Annotated in this window: 22 protein-coding genes and 1 tRNA gene; 9 read left to right on the top strand and 14 right to left on the bottom strand. The window is 64.2% G+C overall.

All coding sequences use genetic code 11. From position 1 onward, the window contains the following. Window positions 1–41 precede the first annotated feature (41 nt). Both AAG612_RS06060 and bfr read left to right on the top strand, forming a co-directional pair. Complete coding sequence (locus tag AAG612_RS06060) at window positions 42–230, top strand: (2Fe-2S)-binding protein (protein ID WP_342508238.1); 189 nt, start codon at window positions 42–44, stop codon at window positions 228–230. A gap of 143 nt (window positions 231–373) precedes the next feature. Further along, a complete protein-coding gene (gene bfr, locus AAG612_RS06055; protein WP_342508235.1) occupies window positions 374–877 on the top strand; it encodes a bacterioferritin in 504 nt (167 codons plus the stop codon). A 20-nt stretch (window positions 878–897) separates the two neighbouring features. Here the strand turns inward: bfr and AAG612_RS06050 are convergent, their stop codons facing one another. Both AAG612_RS06050 and der read right to left on the bottom strand, forming a co-directional pair. Next, window positions 898–1,392 (bottom strand): DUF2721 domain-containing protein, encoded by a 495-nt coding sequence (locus AAG612_RS06050; protein ID WP_342508232.1) that lies wholly within the window; start codon window positions 1,390–1,392, stop codon window positions 898–900. Then, window positions 1,392–2,786: a ribosome biogenesis GTPase Der gene (gene der / locus AAG612_RS06045; RefSeq protein WP_342508230.1), complete on the bottom strand. Its 1,395-nt coding sequence runs from the start codon at window positions 2,784–2,786 to the stop codon at window positions 1,392–1,394. The genes AAG612_RS06050 and der overlap by 1 nt, the downstream gene beginning before the upstream one ends. A 182-nt stretch (window positions 2,787–2,968) precedes the next feature. Between der and AAG612_RS06040 the strand changes: the two genes are divergently transcribed. Beyond that, window positions 2,969–3,709: a CHAP domain-containing protein gene (locus AAG612_RS06040; protein ID WP_425341833.1), complete on the top strand. Its 741-nt coding sequence runs from the start codon at window positions 2,969–2,971 to the stop codon at window positions 3,707–3,709. Window positions 3,710–3,756: 47 nt separating this feature from the next. Here AAG612_RS06040 and AAG612_RS06035 read toward each other — a convergent pair whose 3' ends face one another. After that, window positions 3,757–4,101: a DUF3297 family protein gene (locus tag AAG612_RS06035; RefSeq protein WP_342508228.1), complete on the bottom strand. Its 345-nt coding sequence runs from the start codon at window positions 4,099–4,101 to the stop codon at window positions 3,757–3,759. A gap of 84 nt (window positions 4,102–4,185) precedes the next feature. Then, window positions 4,186–4,413, bottom strand: a complete 228-nt coding sequence (locus AAG612_RS06030; RefSeq protein WP_342508226.1) for a hypothetical protein — start codon at window positions 4,411–4,413, stop codon at window positions 4,186–4,188. Window positions 4,414–4,601: 188 nt separating this feature from the next. On the opposite strand from AAG612_RS06030, the gene AAG612_RS06025 reads away from it, so the two are divergent. Both AAG612_RS06025 and tig read left to right on the top strand, forming a co-directional pair. Then, window positions 4,602–4,686 (top strand) — tRNA-Leu (locus AAG612_RS06025). A gap of 54 nt (window positions 4,687–4,740) precedes the next feature. Beyond that, the gene (gene tig, locus AAG612_RS06020; protein WP_342508224.1) at window positions 4,741–6,357 is read left to right on the top strand and encodes a trigger factor; all 1,617 of its coding nucleotides are present in this window, start codon (window positions 4,741–4,743) and stop codon (window positions 6,355–6,357) included. 76 nt (window positions 6,358–6,433) lie between these two features. On the opposite strand, the gene AAG612_RS06015 is transcribed toward tig, so the two are convergent. The 3 genes from AAG612_RS06015 to AAG612_RS06005 form a co-directional block, all read right to left on the bottom strand. Continuing rightward, window positions 6,434–7,981 carry an amidase gene (locus tag AAG612_RS06015; protein ID WP_342508222.1) on the bottom strand — a complete coding sequence of 516 codons (1,548 nt, stop codon included), beginning with the start codon at window positions 7,979–7,981 and terminating at the stop codon, window positions 6,434–6,436. 71 nt (window positions 7,982–8,052) lie between these two features. Beyond that, window positions 8,053–9,012 carry a Coq4 family protein gene (locus AAG612_RS06010; RefSeq protein ID WP_342508220.1) on the bottom strand — a complete coding sequence of 320 codons (960 nt, stop codon included), beginning with the start codon at window positions 9,010–9,012 and terminating at the stop codon, window positions 8,053–8,055. Between the two features lie 178 nt (window positions 9,013–9,190). After that, window positions 9,191–9,814 (bottom strand): ATP-dependent Clp protease proteolytic subunit, encoded by a 624-nt coding sequence (locus tag AAG612_RS06005; protein ID WP_342508218.1) that lies wholly within the window; start codon window positions 9,812–9,814, stop codon window positions 9,191–9,193. Window positions 9,815–9,962: 148 nt separating this feature from the next. Between AAG612_RS06005 and AAG612_RS06000 the strand changes: the two genes are divergently transcribed. From AAG612_RS06000 to AAG612_RS05985, 4 genes are all read left to right on the top strand, one after another. After that, window positions 9,963–10,649 carry an ATP-dependent Clp protease proteolytic subunit gene (locus tag AAG612_RS06000; protein ID WP_342508215.1) on the top strand — a complete coding sequence of 229 codons (687 nt, stop codon included), beginning with the start codon at window positions 9,963–9,965 and terminating at the stop codon, window positions 10,647–10,649. A gap of 222 nt (window positions 10,650–10,871) precedes the next feature. Further along, complete coding sequence (gene clpX, locus AAG612_RS05995) at window positions 10,872–12,149, top strand: ATP-dependent Clp protease ATP-binding subunit ClpX (protein WP_342508213.1); 1,278 nt, start codon at window positions 10,872–10,874, stop codon at window positions 12,147–12,149. Between the two features lie 15 nt (window positions 12,150–12,164). After that, the gene (locus tag AAG612_RS05990) at window positions 12,165–12,512 is read left to right on the top strand and encodes a hypothetical protein (protein ID WP_342508211.1); all 348 of its coding nucleotides are present in this window, start codon (window positions 12,165–12,167) and stop codon (window positions 12,510–12,512) included. Continuing rightward, window positions 12,509–12,844 (top strand): low molecular weight protein tyrosine phosphatase family protein, encoded by a 336-nt coding sequence (locus AAG612_RS05985; protein ID WP_342508209.1) that lies wholly within the window; start codon window positions 12,509–12,511, stop codon window positions 12,842–12,844. The genes AAG612_RS05990 and AAG612_RS05985 overlap by 4 nt, the downstream gene beginning before the upstream one ends. 108 nt (window positions 12,845–12,952) lie before the next feature. On the opposite strand, the gene AAG612_RS05980 is transcribed toward AAG612_RS05985, so the two are convergent. The 7 genes from AAG612_RS05980 to mtgA form a co-directional block, all read right to left on the bottom strand. After that, window positions 12,953–13,516: a fasciclin domain-containing protein gene (locus AAG612_RS05980; protein WP_342508207.1), complete on the bottom strand. Its 564-nt coding sequence runs from the start codon at window positions 13,514–13,516 to the stop codon at window positions 12,953–12,955. Window positions 13,517–13,748: 232 nt separating this feature from the next. Beyond that, window positions 13,749–14,345, bottom strand: coding sequence for a fasciclin domain-containing protein (locus tag AAG612_RS05975; protein ID WP_425341832.1), 597 nt, complete (start codon window positions 14,343–14,345; stop codon window positions 13,749–13,751). Between the two features lie 98 nt (window positions 14,346–14,443). Then, window positions 14,444–15,184 (bottom strand): anti-sigma factor, encoded by a 741-nt coding sequence (locus AAG612_RS05970; protein ID WP_342508205.1) that lies wholly within the window; start codon window positions 15,182–15,184, stop codon window positions 14,444–14,446. Beyond that, window positions 15,181–15,750, bottom strand: a complete 570-nt coding sequence (locus AAG612_RS05965; protein ID WP_342508203.1) for a sigma-70 family RNA polymerase sigma factor — start codon at window positions 15,748–15,750, stop codon at window positions 15,181–15,183. The genes AAG612_RS05970 and AAG612_RS05965 overlap by 4 nt, the downstream gene beginning before the upstream one ends. Next, window positions 15,747–16,493, bottom strand: coding sequence for a polysaccharide deacetylase family protein (locus tag AAG612_RS05960; protein WP_342508201.1), 747 nt, complete (start codon window positions 16,491–16,493; stop codon window positions 15,747–15,749). Before AAG612_RS05960 ends, AAG612_RS05965 begins: the two co-directional genes overlap by 4 nt. Next, complete coding sequence (locus tag AAG612_RS05955; protein ID WP_342508199.1) at window positions 16,493–17,422, bottom strand: cation diffusion facilitator family transporter; 930 nt, start codon at window positions 17,420–17,422, stop codon at window positions 16,493–16,495. The genes AAG612_RS05960 and AAG612_RS05955 overlap by 1 nt, the downstream gene beginning before the upstream one ends. A 200-nt stretch (window positions 17,423–17,622) precedes the next feature. After that, on the bottom strand, window positions 17,623–18,294 hold the full coding sequence (gene mtgA, locus AAG612_RS05950; protein ID WP_342508197.1) for a monofunctional biosynthetic peptidoglycan transglycosylase: 672 nt from the start codon (window positions 18,292–18,294) through the stop codon (window positions 17,623–17,625). Window positions 18,295–18,360 lie beyond the last annotated feature (66 nt).

Here is an 18,360-nt window from a genome sequence, read left to right as displayed (position 1 = left end):
CAATGGCCTTGCGAGTCGTTCTCAGGAGGTCTCCACCCACAATGTATGTCTGCATCTGCAATGCTATCCGCGAAACCGAGCTGCGGCGCGCTGCGCGCCATTGCGCGGGCGATGCGGAAGCCTGCTACGCGATGCTCGGCAAGCGCCCGCAATGCGGATCGTGCCTGTGCGACGCCGACTGCGTGGTTTTCGAGGAGCGCGAGATGGGTTGCACTTCCGCTGCTGCCTAAACGCATTCGCATCTGCCGCCCGTGATTGAGACGCGCTCGCAAAAGCCCGGATTTCCGGGCTTTTTTCATGTCCGGCCCTTGCGGTCCGGCCCGCCTGCGGTCATGAGGTTGGCCAATCAGGCACTTATCAGGAGCACCGCGCCATGAAGGGCGACCCCAAGGTCATCGACTATCTCAACCAGGCGCTCACCAACGAGCTGACCGCGATCAACCAGTACTGGCTGCACTACCGCGTGCTCGCCGACTGGGGTGTGACCAAGCTCGCCGAGTACGAGCGGCACGAGTCGATCGACGAGATGAAGCACGCCGACTGGCTGGCGGAGCGCATCCTGTTTCTCGGCGGGCTGCCCAACTTCCAGGCGATCCACAAGCTGAAGGTCGGCGAAACGGTCGAGGAAATCCTCAAGGCCGATCTCGCGATCGAGATGGAAGCGATCCCGCTGCTCAAGGATGCGGCCGAATACTGTCAGGAGGTGAAGGACTATACCTCCGGCCAGCTGTTTGAGAACATCCTCGCCAGCGAGGAAGATCATGTCGATTTCCTCGAAACCCAGTTCGACATGATCGAGCGGATGGGCCTGCACAACTACGTCCAGCTGCAAAGCCACCCGGCGGGTGAGGGCGAGACGGGCGCGGGCGCGCCCTGAGACGATCCGCCTGACGCGATCTAGCTCTTGCGGTGGTGGGGGGAGGCTCTGCTGGCAGGGCCTCTCGCCGCGATCCACGTTTCGCGAAAGAAGAACGACAGTCCGGTGATCAGCAGCGCCATCGTCGCCACCCACAGGATGGCGATGAGCGTGCCGATCTGGAAAGTGATCGAAGCGGAAACGAACAGCGCGGCGATCAGCACGCTGATCAGACCTGCGGCCGCCGTGGAGAACATCATCGCGCGCTGCGAGATGCCGCGTCGCCGCTCAAGCCAGGACAGCTCGTCGCTGCACGGCTCTTCGGGCTTGTCCTCGTATCGGGCCTCCAGCCGCTCGATCCGGTTGGCGACCCAGGTCAGCCGCGCCATCATGACGTTCATGATCGATCCGATGCCCACCAGCAAAAAAGCAGGGGCAAGGCTGAACTGGAGCATTTGCAAGACACGCGGCGTGCTCGCGGTCTGTTCGAGCAGATCGAGCGCGGCTTGCGGGGCGTGGACGAGCAAATAATCCATCACTGTTCGCTCGCGTAGGGGTTCTTCGAGGTTTTCAGCACCACGCGCACCGGCACAGCGCCGAAGCCAAGCTCGCGCCGGATGCCGTTGACGAGGTAGCGCTCGTAGGAGGTGGGCAGCATGTCGAGCCGCGTGCCGAACACCACGAAGCGCGGCGGGCGGGTGCTGGCCTGAGTGATGTAGCGCAGCTTGATCCGCTTGCCGCCCGGGGCAGGGGGTGGGTTCGCTTCCAGCGCATCGTCGAACCAGCGGTTGAGCGCGGAAGTCGAAACGCGGCGGCTCCACGCCTCGCGCAGCTCGAACGCAGCGGTCAGCAGCGCGTCGATGCCCTTGCCGGTCTTGGCGCTCACCGCGATCACCGGCAGGCCGCGCACCTGCGCCAGCCCTTCGTCGAGCGCGAAGCGGATGCCGTTGTAAAGCTTGCTGGGTTCGGCCGCGACGTCCCACTTGTTGATCGCGATCATCAGCGCGCGGCCTTCTTCCAATGCGAGACTGGCGATCTTGAGATCCTGGTGCTCGAGCCCCTTGGTCGCATCGAGCATCAGTACGACCACTTCGGCGAAATCGACTGCGCGGCGCGCATCGGCGACCGAGAGCTTTTCCAGCTTCTCGACCACGTTGCGCTTCTTGCGCATGCCGGCGGTGTCGATCAGGCGGATTTCGCGTGTGTCGCCGCTCTCCGGATCGGTCCATTCCCAGTCGATGGCGATGGAATCGCGGGTAATCCCTGCCTCGGGGCCGGTCAGCAGGCGATCTTCGCCCAGCATCCGGTTGATGAGCGTGGATTTGCCCGCATTGGGCCGTCCGACGATGGCAAGCTTCAGCGGGCCGGTCGGCACGCCGTCCTCATCCTCTTCCACCTCGTCCATTGCAATCCGCGCATCGCCCGCTTCGGATTTCTCGCCGATGATCGGCCAGAGGGCTTCGAACAGGTCGGCGGTGCCTTCGCCATGTTCGGCGGAAATGCCGAGAGGCTCGCCAAGGCCCAGCGAATAGGCATCGAAGATGCCGCCGTCGCCGCTGCGCCCCTCGGCCTTGTTGGCGACCACGATGACCGGGACGTCCGCCGTGCGCAGCCAGTTACCGATCTCGCTGTCGAGCGGGGTCAGCCCGGCGCGGGCATCGATCACGAACAGCACCGCGTCCGCATCGGCGATGCTCACTTCGGTCTGTGCGCGCATGCGGCCGGGCAGGGTGCTCGGGTCCTCGTCTTCCCAGCCAGCAGTATCGACGATCGTGAATTTCATGCCCGCCAGCTCCACATCGCCGAATCGGCGGTCGCGCGTGACGCCTGGCTGGTCGTCGACCAGTGCCAGTTTCTTGCCGACCAGCCGGTTGAACAGCGTGGATTTGCCCACATTGGGACGACCGATGATGATGACGCGAGGAAGCATGATTGGTGCGCAAGTGGCGCTTCGGCCCCCGCTTGGCAAGCTTTCCAGCGCCTTCCCTCAGAACCGGCACAGAAAGGTTAACGGCCCGTTTACTACAGTTGCAAGGGTCATCGAAAGACGAACCGGCAAATATTTGCCGCATGACCCCCACCCCTCCAACACTGCTCGCCCCCATCGCTGCAGTGGCATTAACTCTGGGATTTCCAGCGGTTTCCCATGCCAACGCGCCGATATTCCCGCTCGTCAATGCTGCGGTTGGCGGCACCGAATTGCCGCCATACCTGCAATGCGTGCCCTACGCCCGCGAGGTGACGGGCATCGACATCTACGGCGATGCGTATACCTGGTGGGAGCAGGCCGACGGTCGTTTCGCCCGCGGCAGCACGCCGCGTGTCGGTGCGGTAATGGCCTTCATGCCCCACCGCAAGATGCGGCTCGGTCATGTCGCGGCCGTTTCCCGGGTGATCGATTCGCGCACCATCCTGCTCGACCACGCGAACTGGTCGCCCGTCGATGGGCGGCGCGGGCAGATCGAGCGCAACGTCAAGGCAATCGACGTGTCCCCCAATAACGACTGGAGCGAAGTGCGCGTCTGGTACGATCCGCTGCAGGGGCTTGGCGTGACGCCGTGGCCGGTGCAGGGCTTCATCTATCCCGACGGGAAGCCGCGCGCGCAGCCGCGCCAGCGCTTCGCCCAGGCAGCACCCCCTCAGCCGACCCGCGAAGAGCCGTCGAAGACGTTCCTTGCTGCCTTTTCGAGCGGCCCGGTCGCGCAGGCACCGCGCCAGGCGGTCGCCCGCTCGCAGCCGCGCATCGCCTATGCCGATGCAACGCCGCTTGCCCCGCAGCGACAGACGACCCGTGGCCATGCGGACAGGCGCGGTGGAGACGTGGTCGAGCGCGCGGTGGCGCTCTACGACTAGGTTGCGATGCTGGGGCTGCTGAGATCGGCGCGGTACACCGGCTCAATTCAGCCGTCGTGTTTTGCCACCGGAGCGTCGTCGCCCAGATCTTCGAACCAGGCTTCCACCGGCCCGTTGAGCTTGAGCGTCAGTGGCTGGCCCTTGCGGTCCATCGTCCGGCCTGCCTGCACGCGGACCCAGCCTTCGGGGATCGAGTATTCCTCGATATCGGTGCGCTGACGGCCCTTGAAGCGGATGCCGACACCGCGCTGCAGCGCGGCCTGGTCGAAGTGCGGGCTGCGTGGATTGACCGACAATTCCATCGGCGGAACGTCCGCGCCTTTGGGCGTCGCTTCGGAAGGGGTGCCAGCCGGGTTTTCGGGGGGCGTGTTCTCGGGGGTTTCGTCGCTCATGCCGCAGGCCGATAGACAGCCCTGCGCGGCCTGACAATACGCAGCCTATAGGGATGAGCGGCCTGACCCGCCGCTCCGACTCGTTCAATCGGGCGCCAGGTTGGTGCCATACAGCGAAAATTGGCGGCTTCTGGAAACCGGCACGCCCGCATCGCGGCGTTCGCGATCGATCTCGCTCGTCCACGAACTGCGTTCCAGCAGGGGATTACCGCCGGGGCCGTCTTTCTCCAATTCCTTGGACGATAATCGCCCGTTGGCCGGATGCACCAGGGGAATCCTCAGTTTTCCGAATATGTCCGTTCGCGTCTTCATGGTCGACCCCGTTTGTATTTGACATTTTTGTTACACGTATTCGTCTTAACGTAATCAAAACGTCACAATCAAGCTGCGATTGCGGTGCAAAGGGGGCGGGCGGGGCGCTTGCCCTTTCGCGCCAGACGCTCTAGACGCGCCGGTCTGTCGTGGATGGCACCCGCCGTTCGCGCGACCTCGTTCGGATTGCGGGCGTGGCGGAATTGGTAGACGCGCTTGGTTTAGGTCCAAGTATCGCAAGATGTGGGGGTTCGAGTCCCTTCGCCCGCACCAAGCTCCCGCCACAAAACGCAGTCAGCAAACCAGTGGAAAGCACGTAGACCACCCATGCAGATCACCGAGACCACCAATGAGGGCCTCAAGCGCGCCTATCGTATCACGATCCCCGCCAGCGAGATCGATGACAAGATCAAGGCCGAGGTAAAGCGCGTCGCACCGCAAGTGCGCATGCCTGGCTTCCGTCCGGGCAAGGTGCCCGCCAACCTCGTGCGCAAGATGCACGGCGAACAGATGCATGCGCAGGTCGTGAACGACACGATCCAGTCGTCGGTCGATGAACTGATCAAGGACAAGGCGCTGCGTCCGGCGATGCAGCCGGCCATCTCGCTGGGTGACGATTACGAAGAAGGCAAGGATGCCGAAATCGACGTGACGCTCGAGCTGCTGCCCGAGATCGACGCGCCGAGCACCGACGGAATCGAGCTCGAGAAGATGGTCGTTCCGGTCGACGAGAAGGCGATCGAGGAAACGCTTGAGCGGATTGCCGATCAGAACAAGACGTTCAAGGATGCCGCCAAGACCAAGAAGGCGGCCGATGGCGATCAGGTCATCATCGATTTCGTCGGCTCGATCGACGGCACCGAATTCGAAGGCGGCAAGGCCGAAGACGCACCGCTGGTGATCGGCTCGGGCACTTTCATTCCGGGCTTCGAAGACCAGCTCAAGGGCGTGAAGACGGGCGACGAAAAAACCGTCAAGGTGACGTTCCCCGAAGAATATCAGGCCGAACATCTCGCTGGCAAGGATGCCGAGTTCGCGGTCACGGTGAAGGCGGTCAAGACGCCCGAAGACACCAAGATCGACGATGAGTTCGCCAAGTCGCTCGGCCTCGACAGCGCCGACAAGCTGCGCGAGCTGGTCAAGGCCCAGTTGGAGCAGGAAACCGCCGGGCTGACCCGCACCCAGATGAAGCGCCAGCTGCTCGACACGCTGGCCGCTGGCCACGACTTCCCCGTGCCCGATGGCATGGTGGATGCCGAGTTCGAACAGATCTGGCAGCAGCTGACGCAGGAAGCGTCCCGCGAGGAAGACCCCGAAGCCGCGCTCAAGGAAATCGAATCCGAACGCGACGATTACCGCCGCATCGCGGAACGCCGCGTGCGTCTGGGCCTGCTGCTGTCCGAAATCGGGCAGGCGAACAACGTCCAGATCAGCAATCAGGAAATGTCGATGCTGGTCCAGCAGGCGGCCCAGCAATACCGCCAGGAAGACCGTCAGCGGTTCATGGAGTTCATCCAGAACGATCCGATGGCCGCCGCCCAGCTGCGCGCGCCGCTCTATGAGGACAAGGTCGTCGATTTCCTGTTCGACAAGGCCGAAGTGACCGAGCGTGAAGTGACCCGCGAGGAGCTGGAAGCCGCGATCGAGGCGGAAGAAAGCACCGACGCCGAAGCGGCCAAGGCGAAGAAGCCTGCCGCGAAGAAGGCTCCGGCGAAGAAGGCTGCTGCGAAGAAGCCCGCGGCCAAAAAGTCGGAAGCCAAGGCAGACGACGCCAAGGACGAGGCGAAGCCTGCCGCGAAGAAGGCTCCGGCGAAGAAAGCGCCTGCCAAGAAGGCCGCCGACAAGGAGCCTGCGGAAAAGAAGGCACCTGCCAAGAAGGCTGCTGCAAAGAAGCCCGCGGCGAAGAAGGCACCGGCCAAGAAGCCTGCTGCCAAGAAGGATTGATCCTCACGCCGGAAGCGGCGTTGGCAAGGATAGAGCGGGGCGGTCGGCATATGTCGGCCGCCCCTTTTTCGTTCGGCTATTGCACGGGGGCGCCCGCAGCAGGCTGCCAGTGCCCGAAATCGGGGGTGGGGACGGTCGCGGAGCGTGCGCGCTCGTAAGCGGCGCCCGCTTCCAGCACCGCCCAGTCCTGCCATTTGCCGCCGATGATCGAAAGGCCGACCGGCAGGTCCTCGACCCCGCCCATCGGCACGGTCAGGTGCGGGTAGCCTGCGATCGCGGCCGGGCTGCCGAATCCGATGCTGCCGTTGAAATTGTCGCCATTGACGAGGTCGGTGGTCCACGCGGGCCCGCGTGTCGGGGCGACGAGGAATTGCACGTCGTTCTCGGCCAACAGCATGTCGATCCCTCGCTCGCCAGCAAGGCGGACGGCATTTTCGCGCGCGGCTTCATAGGCGGCGCGATCGGTGGTGGTTTCGGCCAGTTCGAAAATGCCCTGGCCGAACCAGCGCATCTCGACCGCCGGATGGGCCTTGTTGAACGCGATCAGGTCCGCGAGGCTGCGCGGCGTATCGCCACCCTCGATGGGCGGGATCGAGCGCAGGTATTTGCCCATCTCGTCACGCAGCTCGAACAGCAGCACCTGGAAGCTGTCGCGCGACATCTCGTCGTTGGGCTCGAACTCAATATCGACCAGCACCGCGCCCGCACGCTTCAGATCCGCCAGTGCCGTGTCGAACACGGCGCGCAGATCGGCGCGGTCGCCCACCTGGTTGCGCATAACCCCGATCCGCACTCCGGTAAGGTCGGCGGGCACCAGCGCCTGACCCGGCGTCGGCTTGTATGTGTCTGCCTCGGCGGTCGCTGGGTCAGCCGGATCGCTGCCTGCAATCGCGCTCAGCAGCATCGCGGCATCCGCCACGCTGCCCGCCATCGGCCCGGCGGTGTCCTGCGTGCTGGAGATCGGCACGACGTGCGTGCGGCTGACCATGCCCACGGTAGGCTTGAAGCCGACCACGCCGTTGATACTGGCGGGGCAGGTGATCGATCCGTTGGTCTCCGTGCCGATCGCCGCCCACGCGAACTGCGCCGCGACCGCCGCCGCGCTGCCGGATGAAGAGCCGCAGGTGTTGCGGTCAATCGCGTGCGGATTGCGGGTGAGGCCGCCCACCGCGCTCCATCCGCTGGTCGAGTTGAAATCGCGGATATTGGCCCATTCGGAAAGATTGGTCTTGCCCAGCACCACGCCACCAGCAGCGCGCAAATTGGCGATCATCGGCGCATCCCGCCCCGTGCTGTTGCCCGAGAGTGCCAGCGATCCGGCGGTGGTCGGCAGTTCGCGCGTCTCGATATTGTCCTTCACCAGCACCGTGCGCCCGGCCAGCGGCAGATCGGCCGCCGCCGCCGCTTCGACCTGCGCGTTCGGATTGATCGCGATGACCGCGTTGAGGCGCGGGCCGGTATCGTCCAGCCGCTCGATCCGATCGATCTGCGCGTTGACGGCATCGACCACGGGCCGGGGATGCACCAGCGTGACGAGAGTCTTCGAATCTTCCTGGGCAAGGACGCTGGCGGGGGCTGCGGCGAGGGCGAGCGCCATGGCGGCGCGGCAGGCTTGGATTTTCATAAGCCCGAGCCTGCGCCAGCCTCGCTATCCGGTCAATTCATCAATCGAAGCGTTACACCGCCAGAGGCGTTCTATGCGCGCTCGCGCGGGGTTTCCGCGTCCTCGCCCGGCGCATTCTCGCTGGCAGACTTGTCGTCCATCGCAAAGACCGACGGTCCCCTCGAAAGCTCGTCCGGCGAAGGCACGGTATCCTTTCGATAGATCGACGCCTTGGCATCGTTGGCCAGGATCTTGAGCGGGTCGATCCCTTCCTCGGCCCAGATCGACTGGCATTTCTGATACCAGGCGACAGGCTGGATATTGAGGAACGCGCGCGCCTCGTCGATCGTCATGGCGAGCAGTTCGCGGATCGACTGTTCGGCAATCGGCTCGCAAGCTTTGCCCGCCTGCTTGCAGTCGTGAATCGCGCGCATCACGGGCGCCTTGGTCTTCACGTTCGCCTTGATGACCGCCGCGCCCGCATAGCCCAGGATCAGGTGGCCGTGGCTGGGGCGCTGCTTGAAGACGAAGGCGCCCAGTGCCTGCTCGCCCAGCGTGTCGCGCCCGATGGTCGTCAGCAGGTGGAGTAGGTCATGCGTGTCGCGCAGGCGATCCGCATACCATTCGATCTGGTCGTCCAGACGCGGGCGCTCGCCGCGAAAATCGTCGTATTCCGCCACAAGCCCGGCGGCGCTTAACCCTTCGCGCTCCATGTAGTCGCAATACTCGTGGGCGAGCGATCCGGCGGGATATTCGCGCCGCAACATCTCGTGATCGTCGAGGATGTCGGGCAGAAATGGCTCGGTTTCGAACACGTATTTCCCGTGGTCGGTGCTCAGGAAATTTCGCACCCGCTCGGGCATGTCGAGCCAGGGGAGATGTTCGAAGAAGCGGAAGACCTCGCTGGTCTTCTCCTTGTCCTTCTTGAATTCCCAGAAGTGGTGCCAGGCGCGGCGAATATTGCGCTGTGCGGGCACGCGATCGGGATGGGAGAAGGGAATGGTCGACAGGCGCGAACCCGTCGAACCGTAGATGGCAGCGGCTTGCGTCATGCTTGCGTCCCCGTCCGGGGAGCGACCGTGCCCGCGCGGATCGCAGGCGGCCCCATCGCTACCCCTTCGGCAACCGCATGGTAACCATGTCGGATTCGCCGCGCAACCTTAGGAAATCTGGCGAGTCGCGCTGTACTGATCGGCCGGGGCGAGACACAATCCCGCCCCGATCCCGACCCTATCCGAAGGTCACGTCCTTGGCGCTGTCGATCACCGTGCCGAGGATGCCGTATTCCTTTGCTTCTTCGGTGTTCATCCAGAAATCGCGGTCAATGTCCTTCAGGACCTTTTCGTGCGGCTGGCCGGTCGCATCGGCGATCTTCTGCGCGATGCGTTCGCGCATCTTGACGATTTCCTGCGCCTGGATCGCAATGTCGCTCGCCGGGCCGCGCGCACCGCCCGAAGGCTGGTGGATCAGGAAGCGCGTGTTGGGCAGGCAGAAACGGCGCTCTGCCGGAACGCTCAGGAAGATATGCGTCGCGATGCTGGCGACCCAGCCGGTGCCGATCATGGCGACGGGTGAGGCGATGAAGCTGATCAGATCGTGAATCGTGTCACCCGATTCGACGTGGCCGCCGGGCGAATTGACGATCACGCGGATCGGTTCGTTGCTGACATGGTCGAGATAGAGGAGCTGCATCGAAATGCGCTCCGCCATCTTCTGGTCGACGCCGCCGAAGATCAGCACGGTGCGCGCGTCGAGGAACTTGTTCATCATCGCCGCGCCGGCGTTGGAGATGTCCTTGTCCTTCTCCTCTTCGTCGTCGGCACGGAAGGGAAGGGGGCTGCTGGGCATCGGCATAATCGGGCTCCTTCGGCGCATCGCCATCACGAATTGGGCATCGCGCATGTTGTTGCGGCACAACTGGCGCGCGCGGGCTTTCCATTCAAGCCTTGATGATGAAAGGATGAGACCAGATATAGGCGTCGACGAGAAATAAGGACCTTTCATGCAATTCGACGAATCCGGCTATTTCCGCGATCCCGCAACCGGCGCCCTGGTGCCCGTGGTGGTCGAACAGACCAGTCGCGGTGAACGCAGCTTCGATATTTTCAGCCGCCTACTGCGCGAACGCATCGTGTTTCTGACCGGGCCGGTGGAAGACGGGATGGCGAGCCTGGCGGTGGCGCAGCTCTTGTTCCTCGAAAGCGAAAACCCCTCCAAGCCCATCAGCATGTACATCAACTCGCCCGGCGGGGTGGTGACGGCCGGCATGGCGATCCACGATACGATGCAGTACATCCAACCGCGCATTTCCACGGTTTGCGTTGGCCAGGCTGCGTCGATGGGCAGTTTCCTGCTGGCCGCGGGCGAGCCGGGCATGCGGATCGCGCTGCCCAATGCGCGGATCATGGTCCACCAGCCTTCGGGCGGGGCGCAGGGCATGGCCTCCGACATCGAAATCCAGGCGCGCGAGATCCTGCGCATTCGCAAGAACATGAACGATCTCTACGCCAAGTATACTGGCAAGAACCTCGCCGATATCGAGGAGGCGATGGATCGCGATACCTTCCTCGACGCGCAGGAAGCGATGAAGTTCGGCATCGTGGACAAGGTGTTCGAAACCCGCCCGCAAGGCGATTCGTCCGATGACGAGAGCGGCCAGAGCTCCGGTTCGGGCGGCGCGCCTGACTGATCTGCGGTGCGGCTCGCCGCAGGGTCGAGCATCGCTCATGCGTGACCTTAGGGTCACACGTGATTGAAAATGAGGGCGAAAATCTGCCCGATCATCACTCCGCGCGCGATTTTCAGGCCTTCGCAAGGGTCTTCGTGCATGATCGCCATCGGTTGCATTGGCGACTGCGAAAGTTACATTCGATGAATCCCTGTCTGCGCAGGGATTCGAGGACTACAGGATATGAGCAAATTGAGCGGAACGGATAGCAAGAGCACGCTGTATTGCAGCTTCTGCGGCAAATCCCAGCACGAGGTGCGCAAGCTGATCGCCGGGCCGACCGTTTTCATCTGCGATGAGTGCGTCGAGCTGTGCAACGACATCATCCGCGAGGAAACCAAGGCAGGTCTGACCGGGCGCAAGGAAGGCGAAGTGCCTTCGCCGTCGGAAATCTGCGCCACGCTCAACGATTACGTGATCGGCCAGGACCGTGCGAAGCGCGTGCTCTCGGTCGCGGTGCACAACCACTACAAGCGGCTGAAGCATGCGGGCAAGCAGGGCGACGTCGAACTGGCGAAGTCCAACATCCTGCTCGTCGGGCCGACCGGCTCGGGCAAGACGCTGCTCGCGCAGACGCTGGCGCGCACGTTCGACGTGCCGTTCACCATGGCCGATGCGACCACGCTGACCGAAGCGGGCTACGTGGGCGAGGATGTGGAGAACATCATCCTCAAGCTACTCCAGTCGTCCGACTACAATGTCGAGAAGGCGCAGCACGGGATCGTCTATATCGACGAGATCGACAAGATTACCCGCAAGGCGGAAAACCCCTCCATCACCCGCGACGTGTCGGGCGAAGGCGTGCAGCAGGCCCTGCTCAAGCTGATGGAAGGCACCACGGCCTCCGTCCCGCCGCAGGGCGGGCGCAAGCATCCTCAGCAGGAATTCCTGCAGGTGGACACGACCAATATCCTGTTCATCTGCGGCGGCGCGTTCGCGGGCCTCGACAAGATCATCGGCGACCGCTTGCAGAAGCGCAGCATCGGCTTCGGCGCGCATGTCGCCGATCCGGACAAGCGCCGCACCGGCGAGCTGCTCGAAAAGAGCGAGCCGGAAGATCTGCTCAAGTTCGGCCTGATCCCCGAGTTCGTCGGTCGCCTGCCGGTCATCGCTTCGCTGCACGATCTTGACGTCGATGCGCTGGTGACGATCCTTCAGGAACCCAAGAACGCCATCGTCAAGCAGTACGCCAAGCTGTTCGAGCTGGAAGGCGTGGAACTGACCTTCACCGACGACGCGCTGCGCGCGATCGCCGAACGTGCGATCAAGCGCAAGACCGGGGCACGTGGCTTGCGGTCGATCGTGGAGGGCCTGCTGCTCGACACGATGTATGACCTGCCCGATCTCGATGACGTCACCGAAGTCGTGATCGACAAGGACGTGGTCGAAGGTCGCAAGGATCCGGTCCGCGTGTTCAACGGCGAAGGCGGCAAGCGTGCCGGAGGCGACGCCGCAGCCTGATGCGCATTGGCTGATATGACGGTCGGGGAAATCGCGGCGGCGCTGATCTGCGTCGCCTGTGTTGTCCTCTGCTTCGCTGCAGCCATTTTGGCAGACCGACGGTACGTGCGGTTCGACAAACTGCCTGGCCTGTTCGGGATCACCGGAGAGGTGTTGCGGCTCGATCCGCGACGTTTCACTCTTTACCTCTACCCCGTGCTGGCAGGGGGAATCCTCGCGCTGGCGCTGGTACTCCCTGTCGCTTTCGGCTTGCCGACGCACGGCAATCTGGTCGGGGTTTTTGTCGGCCTCGGGCTCGCTTTCGTCTGCTCGATGGCGCTCCACTTGTGGATGATCGAACGCTGGGCGCGCGGGCAAGGGTGAGCGGGCGCAACTACCTGTTCGTGTGCAGCCAGAACAAGCTGCGCAGCCCGACGGCAGAGCACATCTTCGCCGATCATCTCGGCATCAGCACAATGTCTGCGGGTACCAATAATGATGCCGAGAACCCTCTCTCGGACGAGCTCGTCGATTGGGCGGACGTGATCGTCGCGATGGAGAACACCCATCGCAACAAGCTGCGCAAGAAGCACAAGGCCGCACTGAAAGACACGCGCGTGATCGTGCTGAACATCCCCGACGAGTTCGAATTCATGGATGATGCACTGGTCCGCCTGCTCAAGGCGCGCATGTGGAAGTGGCTGCCGACGCACTAGCGACATGAAAACCCCGCCCGGCGAGGGATGTCACCGAGCGGGGCCCTGGTGCGACACCGGTTGGGTTGGCGGGGTGGAGCTGCCGGCGCCGCTAGGGGTAAGAGTGGCTTAGCCCGGCAGGAATACGCCATCTGTCACGTGGATCACTCCGTTCGAGACATCGACATCGGCTTGCGTCACCTTGACGGTGCGGTTGGCATTGTCGGTGATGGTGATCGTGCCGTGACCGTCCTGCCGCGCGGTCAGCGTGAGGCCCGCGACAGTCTCGAATTCGTAGGCACCGCCCGCATCGCGGATCGCGTGGGTCAGCGCGGACGCATCCACTTCGCCCGCGACCACATGATAAGTCAGGATCGTGGTCAGCGTTTCCTTGTTCTCGGGTTCGATGAGCGTTTGCACCGTGCCCGCAGGCAGCTTGCCAAAGGCATCATCGGTTGGCGCGAAGACGGTGAAGGGGCCGGGGCCGGACAGGGTGTCTACGAGGTCCGCAGCCTTCACCGCAGTGACCAGAGTGTTGTGTACTCCGGTTCCCATGGCCGCCTGCACGATGTTCGGCTGGCTCGTTTCTTTATGATGATCGGCGAGCGCGGGGGTCGCGCCTGCGAGGCCCAGGCCGGTGGTAACGGCAATTGCGGCGAATACGGCGGTCGTGATCTTGCTGGTCTTACGCATGGCTTCGTATCTCCTTGGTTGCACAAGCCCCTCCCTCGCTTGCACCGGGAGTTACGAAGCCCCCGCCGGGGTGGATGCACCCGCCGCACAATTTTTACGTTCGCTGCTGAACGCAGGCGGCGATCGCGCAAGAAAAACCCCGCCCGGCAACAGGGACTCGCCGAGCGGGGCCGTGATGCGACACCGGAACTGGATTACGGGGGAGGCGCCCGGTGCCGCGAAGGAAACCGGATCAGTTCGGCATCGAGACCGTGTCGGTTACATGGATTACGCCGTTGGACTGGAAGACGTCGGCCTGCGTCACGGTGGCAATGCCGCCCTTCTCATCGACCAGCACGACATTGCCGCCCATCATCTTCGCGGTCAACGTGCCGCCTTCGACGGTGGTCAGCCGGGCCATGCCGCCGCCGTCGCGGATCATGCTCATCAACTCGCTCGCAGAAACCCGGCCGGGCACCACGTGATAGGTCAGCACCTTGGTCAGCATCGGCTTGTTTTCAGGCTTCAGCAGCGTGTCGACGGTGCCCGCAGGCAGTTTGGCAAAAGCCGCATTGGTCGGCGCGAAGACGGTGAAGGGGCCGGAGCCCGACAGCGTATCGACCAGCCCGGCGGCCTTCACGGCGGCGACCAGCGTGGTGTGATCCTTCGAGTTGACCGCATTCTCGACGATATTGCGGGTGGGGTACATCGCCGCACCGCCGACCATCACGGTCTCCTGCGTGCTGGCGCTGTCCATCGCGTCATCGTCCATGCCGTAGGTGGCGCAGCCGCCCAGCAGGGCGGCACTGGCAGCAAGCATCAGGGCCGTGTGAGTTTTCTTGGCGAACATTGTCGATCTCCTCTCTCGAACGGGTTTCTTCGTCCCGTCGGAGAGGAGTTACGCAGCCCGCATCCAAGCGGATGCACGATAGGCGAAGTTTCTTTGCGTCAGGTTTTGACGAGCACGCCCTCGGCCACCACCGGGCCGGGGGCGGATTTATCGGGCGCGCCGCCGAGCGGTTCCTGGCTGAGCAGGATCTGCGCGCCCTGGCGCATCGAATTCGCAAGCTCGGGATCGAGCGGCACGCGCCGCTGTTCGCCCGGAGCGATCAGGCCGAGCGAGCGGACCTGCGGATCGTCGCCCGGTGGCACGAGCCACAATTCGTGATCGTGCACTCCATCGGCGGTCAGGCCATCGGCGGCGACCAGCATCTCGTCCCGATCGGGCAGGTAGGTCAGGCCGATGCGCAGCGGCGTGTCGGCGATCGGGATCGAGGCGACCAGTGGCGGCGCGTCGGTTGCGGGCGCCGGCGCAGGGCCGGGCGGCTGCATCGAGGGCACGAACAGCATCGCGACCGCCGCCAGCGCGGCGACCGCGCTACCCGCGGCGACCCTCTGCCACACGGCGACGCGGCGCTGCAGCGTCACGACTTCGCCCGCTTCTCCGTCGTCGATCTCTTCGGCGATCCGATCCCACAGATCGTCCGAGGGCGCTTCACCCGCCACATCGTCGAGCATCGGTGCCAGCTGCTGTTCCCACCATGCGACGCGCCCGGCAAACGCGGGCTCGCGCGCCATGCGCCCGCGCGCGGCGAGCAGTTCCTCGCCTTCGAGCAGGCCCATCGCGTAGTCGGCGGCCAGCCGCTCGTCGCCCGTCAGTTCGGCGGTTTCGGGTTCCTGCGCGCTCATTGCCCGCGCTCCATACATTGCTTGAGCTTCGCGAGCCCGCGCCTGATCCAGCTCTTCATCGTGCCCAGCGGCACGCCTTCGGCCTCGGCCAGTTCGGCATAGGTGCGCCCTTCGAAGAAAGCCGCGCGGATCGGTTCGCGCTGCTTGGCGTCCAGTGCTGCGAGGCAGGAGTGGACATGCGCGTCACGCTCCGCATCGATGAGCATCGTGTCGGCGGACGGTCCGCCATCGGGCAGCGCGGCGGCCTGGTCCACCGGCACCGCACCGCGCCGGACCTTGCCCGTGCGCAAGCGATCGACCGCACGGTTGCGCGCGAATGTGGACAGCCACGCGATCGGGCTCGCGCGTGAGGCATCGTAGCGGGCGGCGTTGCGCCAGAGAGTGATGTAAACGTCCTGCAAGGCGTCTTCGGCTTCTTTCCTGTCCCCCAAGATACGCAAGCAGATGCCGAAAAGCTTCACATTGGTGAGGCGATACACCTCATCGAGCGCCGCGCGCTCGCCCTTGGCCATGCGCAGCATCGCCGCCTGCAATGCCTCGCGGGCCTCGGGGCTGGCCGGGGTCATCGCGCCGGTGTTGCCCCGGAGGGCTTGTGGTTCAGCAGTTCGCTCACGGTGACGACGTCATATCCGCGACTTTGCAATTGCGCCAGTATCTGGGGCAGCGCCTCGCGCGAGGTCGAGTTGGCGCGATACATGGGATGGATCAGGATGATCGAGCCGGGGCGCACTCTCTCGACGATATCCCGCGCATAATCCGCCGGGTCGGGGAAGCGGCCCGGGCGGTCCTCGACATCCCACGTGATCGTCCTGAATCCTGCGCGCTCCACCTCCAGCGGCAGGCCCAGCAGCTTGCGGCCATAGGGCGGGCGGAAAAATGCGCTGTCCGAACCGACGGTGCGCAACAGCTGCGCGGTCTGGCCGATCTCGTCGCGATAGAAGGCGCGCGAGTGCCCGACGTTGCGTTGGTGGCTATAGGTGTGGTTGCCGAGCTCGTGACCTGCCGCAAGGATCTCTCGCGCCGCGTCGGGATGACGCTTCAGATTTTCTCCGATCGGGAAGAAGGTCGCCTTCGCGTCATATCGGCCGAGGATGGGGAGAACGGCGGCAACCCCAAGCGGAGTGGGGCCATCGTCGAAGGTCAGTGCGACGATCTTGTCTTCGGTGTCGACCCGGCATGTCAGCGCGCCGGGCAACTGGAAGCATGGGGCCTTCGAAAACGCGTTGAGCCCGGACAGGAGGGCCGCGATACCCAGGATGGCCAGCGCGCCCCATCCAAGCACACGCCGTCCCGTGAATCTGCGGCCCATCAGCACCCCCCGCTACAATCGCGCGTCCGTTCCACCTGCACGGTCGTATGCCCGATTGCGTGATCATGCTCGAGCTTGTGCGCGATACGCGCGAGGAATTCGTCGCCCGGGTGCCCATCCGGCATTACCAGATGCGCGGTCAGCGCGGTCTCGGTCGTCGACATCGGCCAGATGTGGAGATCGTGGACCTCGGTGACGCCCGGCTCGCCTTCCAGCGTGGCGCGCACTGCGGCTTCGTCGACCCCTTCGGGCACGCCGAGCAGACCCAGTTTCAGGCTGTCGCGCGCGAGGCCCCAGGTGCCCCAGCCGATCACCGCGAGGATCACGAGGCTGGTGACAGGGTCGATCCACACCGCACCGGTCAGCAGGATCGCCGCGCCCGCGACCACCACGCCGACCGAGACCAGCGCGTCCGCCGCCATGTGCAGGAACGCGCCGCGAATATTGAGATCGTCCTTGCGCCCGCGCACGAACATCAGCGCGGTGGCGGTGTTGATGACGATGCCGATCCCGGCGACCCAGATCATCGTCCAGCCCTCGGGCTCGACGGGATCGAGCAGCCGGTCGATCGTTTCGAACAAAATCGCGCCGATCGCGATCATCAGCAGCGCCGCATTGGCGAGCGCGGCGAGGATGGTGGAGCTTTTGAGGCCATAGGTGAAGCGCGGGGAGGGCGGGCGCTTAGCCGCGGCGGCCGCGCCCCACGCGATCAGCAGGCCCAGCACATCGGAAAGATTGTGCCCCGCATCGGCGACCAGCGCCATCGAGCCGGAGATATAGCCGAATGTCGCCTCGACCACCACGAATGCAGTGTTGAGTGCGATGCCGATGGCGAAGGCGCGTCCGAAATCGGCCGGGGCGTGGCTGTGTCCGTGCCCATGCCCGTGGCTATGGCCATGCGAGTGATCGTGAGAATGTCCGTGGCCCATCGCTTAGCCGCTTTTCCTGTCGCCCCTGACCATCATGCGAGCCCCGCGAATAGACGCGATGATCATCGCCACACAAGAAAAATCATTTCAAAACAACTAGATATGGAATATCATTCGGCGGTATAGTATATCATACATGGTCGCGGAGCGCGGGCAACCATTTGAAAGCCCAGCGCTATTCCGACGCGACGTTCGCCGCCCTACTCATAAACGCAGGCATCCAGCCCTTCGCGCGCCATGGTATCGACTGCGCGCGCCATGCGGTCGCCATGTCGGCGCAGCCAGCCTTGCGGGTTCTTCACTTCGCGCTTCTTGGGGCTGGGCAGGGCAACCGCCATGCGCGCCGCCTCGCTGTTGCTCAGCCGGTCTGCCCCGTGCCCGAAATAGCGCAGCGATCCCGCCTGCGCACCGTAAGTGCCGATGCCGGTCTCTGCGACGTTGAGGTAGACCTCCATGATCCGCCGCTTGGTCCACAGGTTCTCGATCAGCACGGTGAACCACGCCTCCAGCCCTTTGCGGACGAACCCGCCGCCTTGCCACAGGAACACGTTCTTGGCGGTCTGCTGGCTGATCGTGGAGCCGCCGCGCTGCTTACCGCCCTTTAGGTTGTTCTCCATCGCTGCCTGGATGGCGGCGTAGTCGAACCCGTCATGCTCGCAGAAGTTCTGGTCTTCCGAAGCGATCACCGCGCGCACCATGCTGCGGTCAATATCGTCGAGGCTGCGCCAGTCCTTGGTATAGCCGTGCTCGTCCATCGCCATGGTCATGGTGACGGGCACGGGCACGAAGCGCCACAGCACGGTCAGGAACAGGCTGAGCCCGATGAACGTCGCGACCAGCGTGGTCAGGAATTGAAGAATACGGAATAGCACGCCCGGCAATCTAGGGGGTGCGGGGCGTTGCGACAATCACCGGCGTTGGCCTGTTTCGCGCGACCT

It is taken from the genome of Citromicrobium bathyomarinum (genome assembly GCF_038594605.1).
In the GTDB taxonomy this organism is placed as follows: Bacteria; Pseudomonadota; Alphaproteobacteria; order Sphingomonadales; family Sphingomonadaceae; genus Alteriqipengyuania; species Alteriqipengyuania bathyomarina_B.
Note: the sequence above shows the minus strand (reverse complement) of the source record. Positions and strands in the feature narration are given on the sequence as shown.

Coding starts and splice junctions, on each gene's coding strand:
- AAG612_RS06015 (WP_342508222.1), bottom strand. CDS start 7,981: ATGAAAATCCAAGCCTGCCGCGCCGCCATGGCGCTCGCCCTCGCCGCA.
- der (WP_342508230.1), bottom strand. CDS start 2,786: ATGCTTCCTCGCGTCATCATCATCGGTCGTCCCAATGTGGGCAAATCC.
- AAG612_RS05990 (WP_342508211.1), top strand. CDS start 12,165: ATGACGGTCGGGGAAATCGCGGCGGCGCTGATCTGCGTCGCCTGTGTT.
- AAG612_RS06050 (WP_342508232.1), bottom strand. CDS start 1,392: ATGGATTATTTGCTCGTCCACGCCCCGCAAGCCGCGCTCGATCTGCTC.
- AAG612_RS06030 (WP_342508226.1), bottom strand. CDS start 4,413: ATGAAGACGCGAACGGACATATTCGGAAAACTGAGGATTCCCCTGGTG.
- AAG612_RS06000 (WP_342508215.1), top strand. CDS start 9,963: ATGCAATTCGACGAATCCGGCTATTTCCGCGATCCCGCAACCGGCGCC.
- bfr (WP_342508235.1), top strand. CDS start 374: ATGAAGGGCGACCCCAAGGTCATCGACTATCTCAACCAGGCGCTCACC.
- tig (WP_342508224.1), top strand. CDS start 4,741: ATGCAGATCACCGAGACCACCAATGAGGGCCTCAAGCGCGCCTATCGT.
- AAG612_RS06005 (WP_342508218.1), bottom strand. CDS start 9,814: ATGCCGATGCCCAGCAGCCCCCTTCCCTTCCGTGCCGACGACGAAGAG.
- AAG612_RS06035 (WP_342508228.1), bottom strand. CDS start 4,101: ATGAGCGACGAAACCCCCGAGAACACGCCCCCCGAAAACCCGGCTGGC.
- AAG612_RS05960 (WP_342508201.1), bottom strand. CDS start 16,493: ATGGGCCGCAGATTCACGGGACGGCGTGTGCTTGGATGGGGCGCGCTG.
- AAG612_RS06060 (WP_342508238.1), top strand. CDS start 42: ATGTATGTCTGCATCTGCAATGCTATCCGCGAAACCGAGCTGCGGCGC.
- AAG612_RS05975 (WP_425341832.1), bottom strand. CDS start 14,345: ATGTTCGCCAAGAAAACTCACACGGCCCTGATGCTTGCTGCCAGTGCC.
- AAG612_RS05965 (WP_342508203.1), bottom strand. CDS start 15,750: ATGACCCCGGCCAGCCCCGAGGCCCGCGAGGCATTGCAGGCGGCGATG.
- AAG612_RS06010 (WP_342508220.1), bottom strand. CDS start 9,012: ATGACGCAAGCCGCTGCCATCTACGGTTCGACGGGTTCGCGCCTGTCG.
- clpX (WP_342508213.1), top strand. CDS start 10,872: ATGAGCAAATTGAGCGGAACGGATAGCAAGAGCACGCTGTATTGCAGC.
- AAG612_RS05980 (WP_342508207.1), bottom strand. CDS start 13,516: ATGCGTAAGACCAGCAAGATCACGACCGCCGTATTCGCCGCAATTGCC.
- AAG612_RS05970 (WP_342508205.1), bottom strand. CDS start 15,184: ATGAGCGCGCAGGAACCCGAAACCGCCGAACTGACGGGCGACGAGCGG.
- AAG612_RS05955 (WP_342508199.1), bottom strand. CDS start 17,422: ATGGGCCACGGACATTCTCACGATCACTCGCATGGCCATAGCCACGGG.